Here is a 7,477-nt window from a genome sequence, read left to right as displayed (position 1 = left end):
GGGTGCGGGTCAGCATGCGCTGACTGATCCCCTCGATCGACCGTTCGAGCTTACGAGGCCCTGAAAGGGTTCGGCCCGCGTCGCCTGTCAGCACTCGAAGCGAGGCGGCGCAGCCGCGAGTCTCGAGTGCTGACAGGCGACGCTCAGGGGGCCGAACCCCCGCGCGGCGAAGCCGCGCAAAATGTTACTGCTGGTGGGATTTCGTCACGTTGCCGGAAGTGGATTGGTGTGGTTCACTTCCGAAGCAGAGATGCGATCGACGGGCGGTCGCGAGGTTTGGTGCCGGGGGGTTCGTCCTTTCGGACTCGGACAACGTACAGCCCACCCGGGTCCCCGTCCGGTCCGTGTCTCGGATTGTCAGAACTGGATACGGTCCGCGTATGGCGCCGGGTCCGGGAGAGGGATTGGGCGAATAGTGAAACATCGTAAGCCGAACCGGTCGAGCCGGGCGGTGGCGAGCACTTCGCTGCCGCTTGCCACCGCCGCGGCGATGGCAATCTTCGCGTCGCCGGCGGGGGCCGTTCCGAGTGAGCAGCCGACGGCGCCGACCACGCCGGCCACGCCGGCGCCCGCGCAGCCGGGGACCAATGAGCAGCCGGGCGAGACCCAGGATCAGAACAGTCCGGAGACCACTCCCAGCCAGCCGGGGGTGCAGAACGAGAACCAGCAGGGGAATACGCCCACTCCCAGCCAGCCCGGGGTAACCACTCCGGGGCCGGGCCAGGAGGGCGATCAGAACCTGACGGGTCCCACTCAGCCGGGTGTGACCACTCCGCGTGTGGCACCGCTGCCGGTGCCGGGCCAGCCCGAAGCGGTGCAGCCGGCGATTACTCCGGATAAGCCGGATGCGCCGCAGCCGCCCGCGCGGCCGGGTGAGCCGCCGGCGCCGGAGTCCGGTGTGGACGTGGAGCCGGGTGCGCCGCAGACCGACACCCTTGTGCAGCCGCAGGAGCCGCAGTGGGATGCGCCGAGTCTGGATTCGGCGCCGGTTGCTCCGGTCGTCGAGATGCAGGGCCCCCATATGGAGGTCGGTGCCGCGATCAACGGTGGTTCGCTGGCCCCGGGGCATTTCGCGAATACGCACCACTTCTCCAACCAGGCCGGGTACGTCGGCACGGCCGGTTTCCGTACCCCGCAGGGGACGGGCGAGGCCGGTATCTCGGTGGAGTTCGTCGACGAGAACACCATCAACGTCTCCACCTTCACCGGTGGTAACGGACTGCCGGACAACCGGCTGGACCACACCATCGACACCACTCCGGTGAATACCGCGAAGGCGGCGGTCGAGCATTGGATCGCGATGCAGCCGGGCGGCGCCGCCGCCTTGGAGGCCGCGGCGAAGATTCCGCCGCCGCCGCCGCTGCTGCCGCCCGGCAACTACCCGGAGCAGTCGATCAACGTCGCTGGCGTCAACAGCCAGTGGGGTGGTTCACTCCAGTACTGATACGAGTGACATCTTGCCGGGTGGGGCGGTCGGTCACGGCCGCCCCACCCGCGTGTCTCGAAAGGGATAGGCAGTGACCGGCGAGGGCGAAGGCAGAAAGCGTGAATCGGAGCGGGCGGATTTCGGACCTCCTACCGGCGATTTCGGGCCGCCCGTATCGGAGTTCGGCCCGCCGACGGGTGAGTTGCCGGTCCAGGGCTGGAATCCGGAGGGTTCGGAGAACCGGGAACTGACCTGGCGGCCCGCGGGTTCCTCCGCGCCGGCGCCACCCGAAGCGCCGCCGGTACCTCCGCCGCCGCCCCAGTACCGGGCCCCGGACAGTTCCGTACCCGTTCATCGTCCGGCACCCACGTCTTCCGGCTCGCCGGTGTCACCGGATGCGGCGACGGTGCGTCACCAGTACCCGTCGGATCCGGCCGTGCGGCAGCCGGAGCGTGCCCCGGATCCGGATCAGACGACCGTCCGTCATCGCACCGCGGAGCCGGGCTGGTCCACGCCGGGCCGGGCCAGTGGGCCGGGCACCGATTCGGCCACGGGGGCGGCCCGGCCGAAACCGGGCGGGTTGTCCTGGGACAGCGATCCGATCGCGCAGAAGCTCACACCGCAGTCGGTGGCGGGCGCGCTGGCGCCCAAGCCGCGCCGGAAACTGCCGTTGAACAAGATCATCACTATCGCCGCCGTCGTGGTGGCCTTCCTCGCGGTCGGTGTCGCGATCGTGGTCGTGGCCAGTGGCGGGGACGAGCCGACCGCCGGCCCGCCGGGGCCCGTCGACGTGCTGAGCTGTCCGGCGAGCCAGGACGGCGCGGTGACCGTCGGTGACGGGATCGGCGATACCGGAAGCGGGCCGGGGGCGATTCTCGGCTTCCAGAACGCGTTCTACTCCGAACGCAACGGTGTCGCGGCGCGGGAGTTCGTGGCGTCGGATTCGCCGTCCATCTCGTCGGCCGAGACCATCCAGCAGGCCATCGACGCGCAGATCCCGAGGGACACCCGGCACTGTGTGCGGATTACCGAACGGGCCCCGGACACCTTCGACGTGGACCTGACCGAGCGGCGGCCGGGCGGTACGACGACGGTGTACAAGCAGACCGTCACCACGGTGGAACGGGACGGCAAGACGCTGCTGTGGGTGATCGCCGACCGGCGCTGATCTCGAGATATGAGATCACAATTTCAGATCTTGGATATTCATGGGATGATTGGGTTTCTACCAGGTGCGTCCTTGGAGGCCCCATGCCCGAAACTCAACCGCCGCTGGCCGGCAAGCTCGCCGGTCTCACCAGTTCAGCGATCCGTGACCTGCTGAAACTGACCGCGGACGCGAATATCGTCAGCCTCGCCGGAGGACTTCCCGACGCCGAGCTCATGCCCGGTGTGCGGATCGCCGCGGCGGCGGAATCCGCGCTGCGCACCAATGCGACGCTGCAGTACACCGAATCGCCGGGGTGGGGGCCGCTGCGCGAGGTACTGGCGGCGCGGGAGTCCGCGCGGCTCGGGCGCACCGTCACGATCGGCGAGGTGTTCGTGACCCACGGGTCCCAGCAGGCGCTGTCGCTGCTGGCGGAAGTGCTGCTGGATCCCGGCGCGCTGGTGGTCGTCGAGGATCCGGCCTACGTCGGCGCGATCCAGGTCTTCCGGGCCGCCGGAGCCCGGATCGCGGCGGTACCGCTCGACGACGAGGGGTTGCGGATCGATGCGCTGGAGGAGTTGATCGCCGCGGGACAGCGCCCCGCGCTGGTGCATACGGTCAGCAATTTCCACAACCCGGGCGGGGTGACCATGAGTCCGCGGCGGCGGCAGGCGCTGGCGGCGCTGGCCGAACGCTACGGGTTCTGGGTGATCGAGGACGACCCCTACGGTGAGCTGTGGTTCGAGCGGCCCGCACCGGAACCGGTCGCGTCGTATTCGCGTTCGGTGATCCGGTTGTCGTCCGCGTCCAAGATCATCGCACCGAGCCTGCGGGTGGGGTGGATGGTCGCCCCGGACCGGGTGTGCAGAGCCGTCGAACTGCTGAAACAGGGCGCGGACCTGTGCGGCTCGGCGCTGACCCAGCAGATCGCCACCGAACTACTCGCCGATACCGCCTGGCTCGGCGGCCATATCGAGACCGTGCGCACTGTCTACGCGACCCGGGCCGGCGCCCTGGTCGAGGCCGTGGGCAGCCGCTTCGGCGACCGGCTGCGGTGCAGCGCGGCGTCCGGAGGCATGTTCGTCTGGGCCGAGTTCACCGACGGCACCGATACCACCGAACTGTTGCCCCGGGCGCTGGAGGCCGGTGTCGCGTTCGTGCCCGGGCAGGCGTTCGCGGTGAGTACCGCCTACACCCACGCCATGCGGATGTGTTTCACCACCGCCGGGCCGGAGGTGCTCGCCGAGGCCGTGGACCGGTTGGCGCGGGCGGCGGATCGGCCGGCGGTCGTGGTGGCCGGCCGGTAGCGCGCCCGCTCACTCCGCCCAGTCGTAGGTGCGCTCGACGGCCTTGTTCCAGTCGCGCAGCCGCGCGTCCCGGTCGGCCGTGGACATGGTGCTGGTCCAGGTGCGATCGGCGGTCCAGTTGGCGCGGATCTCGTCGATACCCGACCAGTAGCCCACCGCCAGCCCCGCCGCGTACGCGGCGCCCAGCGCGGTCGTCTCGTTGACCGTCGGCCGGACCACCGGGAGGTCGAGAATATCGGCCTGGAACTGCATGAGCAGGTCGTTGGCGACCATTCCGCCGTCCACTTTGAGCGCCACCGATTCCAGGTCCAGGGAGCGGGCCGCCGCGTCGGCGCGCATCGCGTCCATCACCTCCCGGGTCTGGAAGGCGGTCGACTCCAGGATCGCGCGGGCCAGATGGGCCTTGGTGACGAACCGGGTGAGTCCGGCGATCACGCCGCGGGCGTCGGGCCGCCAGCGGGGCGCGAACAGGCCGGAGAAGGCCGGAACGATATAGGCGCCGCCGTTGTCCTCGACGGTCCGGGCGAGGTCCTCGATCTCCGCCGCCGTGGAGATGATGCCGAGGTTGTCGCGGAACCATTGCACCAGTGCCCCGGTGACCGCGATCGACCCCTCCAGCGCGTACACCGGGGGCTGTTCGCCCAGCTTGTAGCAGACGGTGGTGAGCAGGCCGTGCTCGCTGAAAACCGGGGTCGTTCCGGTGTTCAGCAGCATGAAATTGCCCGTACCGTAGGTGTTCTTTGCCTCCCCGGGGGAGAGGCAGGCCTGGCCGAAGGTCGCGGCCTGCTGATCGCCGAGGATCCCCGCGACCGGCACCCCCGCCAGCGGCCCGGAGGTGATCTCCGCGTAGACCTCCGAGGAACTCCGGATCTCCGGTAGGACGGCTGCCGGGACACCGATCTCGGCGCAGATCTGTTCGTCCCATTCGAGGGTGCGCAGATCCATGAGCAAGGTGCGGGAGGCATTCGTGACATCGGTGAGATGGCGCCCGGTGAGATTCCACAGCACCCAGCTGTCCACCGTGCCGAAACAGAGTTCGCCGGCCTCGGCGCGTTCCCGGGCGCCGGGTACGGCGTCCAGGATCCAGGCGACCTTGGGGCCGGAGAAGTAGGTGGACAGCGGCAGTCCGGTGCGGTCGGTGTAGCGGTTCGCACCGTGGGTTCCGGCGAGTTCGGTACAGAGCCGATCGGTGCGGGTGTCCTGCCACACGATGGCGTTGTGGATGGGGCGGCCGGTATCGCGTTCCCACACCACGGTGGTCTCGCGCTGGTTGGTGACGCCCACGGCGGCGATATCGGCCGCGGTCGCGCCCGCTTCGTCGAGTACCGCGCCGAGCACGAATGCGGTGTTGCGCCACAAGGTTTGCGCGTCGTGCTCGACCCAGCCCGGTTTCGGGAAGATCTGGTCGTGCTCACGCTGGGCGATACCCGCTATCTGTCCCTGCCGGTCGAACAGAATGCATCTGCTCGAAGTAGTGCCCTGGTCGATGGCGGCCACATAGCGCATGGCAGGAGGCTAGCGTAAGCGGGCTCGCCCGCGCCGGGTGTCGCGGGACGGACCGGCCCGACGGCGCCGGTGCCGGTGCGCCCGGTTCCCATACGCCGATCCGGTTCCTGTCTGGTCGGGCACAGCGCGGTGCTGTGAACGCGACCGGCGGCACCCTGCCCATTAGGCTGTAGATCGAACTCGGGAATGCACAGCCGACCTAGTCGAACGCGAAACCCAGGAGTTGAACCGTGATGCGATACCTCCGCCTTCGCTCCGGCCTCCGCGGACCGCATCGGCCGACTCCGGAGGAGAAACCATGACTATGAAGCCGGGATCGCAGTTTCTCGGACCGGATCAGCGTCGAACGGCATGGGAACGCCTGGGCAAAGATCATTTCGATGTGATCGTGGTGGGCGGCGGCGTCGTCGGGGCCGGTATCGCCCTCGACGCGGCGACCCGCGGGTTGCGGGTCGCGCTGGTGGAGGCGCGGGACCTGGCCTCGGGGACCTCCAGCCGGTCGTCCAAGATGTTCCACGGTGGGCTGCGGTACCTGGAACAGCTGGAATTCGGGCTGGTGCGGGAGGCGTTGCGGGAACGCGAACTCTCGATGGCCACGCTCGCCCCGCATCTGGTGAAACCGCTGCGTTTCCTGTACCCGCTCACCCGTCGCGCCTGGGAGCGCCCGTACGTCGCTGCGGGGATCATGCTCTACGACACCATGGGTGGCGCGAAATCGGTTCCGGGACAACGGCATCTGTCCCGGCACGGCGCCTTGCGGCTGGCGCCGGGGCTGCGCCGCAATTCCCTCATCGGCGGGATCAGTTACTACGACACCGTGGTCGACGACGCCCGGCACACCATGACGGTGGCGCGGACCGCGGCCCACTACGGCGCGGTGATCCGCACCTCGACCCAGGTGGTGGGTTTCCTGCGGGAGGCGGACCGGGTGACCGGGGTACGGGTGCGCGACAGCGAGGACGGCCGCACCGCCGAGGTCAGCGGGCATGTGGTGATCAACGCGGCGGGTGTGTGGACCGACGAGGTCCAGGCGCTGTCACAGCAGCGCGGCCGGTTCCACGTCCGGGCGTCCAAGGGCGTGCATATCGTCGTCCCTCGCGACCGGATCGTCAGCGATACCGCGATAATCCTGCGCACGGCCACCTCGGTGCTGTTCGTCATACCGTGGGGAGCGCACTGGATCATCGGCACCACCGATACCGAGTGGAATCTCGATCTGGCCCATCCGGCGGCGACCAAGGCCGATATCGCCTATCTGCTCGACCGGGTGAACCAGGTGCTGGTCACCCCGCTGACGGCGGACGATATCGACGGCGTGTACGCGGGGCTGCGACCGCTGCTCGCCGGAGAGAGCGACGAGACCTCGAAGCTGTCGCGTGAGCACGCGGTGGCCCGGGTCGCGCCGGGACTGGTGGCCATAGCGGGCGGGAAGTACACCACCTATCGGGTGATGGCCTACGACGCGGTCGACGAGGCGGCGCAGGACATCCCGGCCCGGGTATCGCCGTCGATCACCGAGAGGGTGCCGCTGCTCGGGGCGGACGGATACTTCGCGCTGGTGAACCAGACCGTGCAGCTGGCCGAGGAGTACGGGTTGCACCCCTATCGGGTGAAACATCTGCTGGACCGCTACGGATCGCTGATCGACGAGGTCATGGCGCTGGCTGCCGACCGCCCGGAGTTGCGGCAGCCGATCGGTGCCGCGCCCTCGTATCTGAAGGTCGAGGCGGTGTACGCCGCCGCGGCGGAGGGCGCCCTGCATCTCGACGATGTGCTGGCCCGGCGCACCCGTATCTCCATCGAGTATCCGCATCGCGGCGCCGAATGCGCCGCGGAAGTGGCCGGGCTGATCGGCCCGGTGCTGGGCTGGGACGACGCCGAGACCGAACGTGAGATCCGGACCTATCTGGCCCGGGTGGACGCCGAGGTGCGGTCGCAGACCCAGCCCGACGACGCCTCGGCCGACGCGCTGCGGATCGCCGCCCCCGAACCCCGGCCGGAAATCCTGGAGCCGGTGCCCACCGACGGCTGAGCCGTCCGATCGGCACCGACGGCTGAGCCGTCCGATCAGCACCGACGGCTGAGCCGTCC

Annotated in this window: 5 protein-coding genes; 4 read left to right on the top strand and 1 reads right to left on the bottom strand. The window is 69.3% G+C overall.

All coding sequences use genetic code 11. From position 1 onward, the window contains the following. Positions 1 to 415: 415 nt before the first annotated feature. The 3 genes from AB0F41_RS12530 to AB0F41_RS12520 all read left to right on the top strand — a co-directional run bounded on the left by AB0F41_RS12530 (position 416) and on the right by AB0F41_RS12520 (position 3,880). Positions 416 to 1,444, top strand: coding sequence for a hypothetical protein (locus AB0F41_RS12530; RefSeq protein ID WP_357422994.1), 1,029 nt, complete (start codon positions 416 to 418; stop codon positions 1,442 to 1,444). A 73-nt stretch (positions 1,445 to 1,517) separates the two neighbouring features. Then, positions 1,518 to 2,594 carry a hypothetical protein gene (locus tag AB0F41_RS12525; protein ID WP_357422992.1) on the top strand — a complete coding sequence of 359 codons (1,077 nt, stop codon included), beginning with the start codon at positions 1,518 to 1,520 and terminating at the stop codon, positions 2,592 to 2,594. Positions 2,595 to 2,677: 83 nt separating this feature from the next. After that, entirely contained in the window at positions 2,678 to 3,880 is a 1,203-nt protein-coding gene (locus AB0F41_RS12520; protein WP_357422990.1) for a PLP-dependent aminotransferase family protein, read from the top strand. A gap of 9 nt (positions 3,881 to 3,889) precedes the next feature. Here AB0F41_RS12520 and glpK read toward each other — a convergent pair whose 3' ends face one another. After that, the gene (gene glpK / locus AB0F41_RS12515; RefSeq protein ID WP_357422989.1) at positions 3,890 to 5,386 is read right to left on the bottom strand and encodes a glycerol kinase GlpK; all 1,497 of its coding nucleotides are present in this window, start codon (positions 5,384 to 5,386) and stop codon (positions 3,890 to 3,892) included. A gap of 298 nt (positions 5,387 to 5,684) precedes the next feature. Here glpK and AB0F41_RS12510 point away from each other — a divergent pair, with 298 nt between their 5' ends. Continuing rightward, positions 5,685 to 7,418, top strand: coding sequence for a glycerol-3-phosphate dehydrogenase/oxidase (locus AB0F41_RS12510; RefSeq protein WP_357422987.1), 1,734 nt, complete (start codon positions 5,685 to 5,687; stop codon positions 7,416 to 7,418). The last annotated feature ends 59 nt before the right edge of the window (positions 7,419 to 7,477 follow it).

It is taken from the genome of Nocardia sp. NPDC024068, from assembly GCF_040638875.1.
Lineage (GTDB): Bacteria > Actinomycetota > Actinomycetes > Mycobacteriales > Mycobacteriaceae > Nocardia.
Note: the sequence above shows the minus strand (reverse complement) of the source record. Positions and strands in the feature narration are given on the sequence as shown.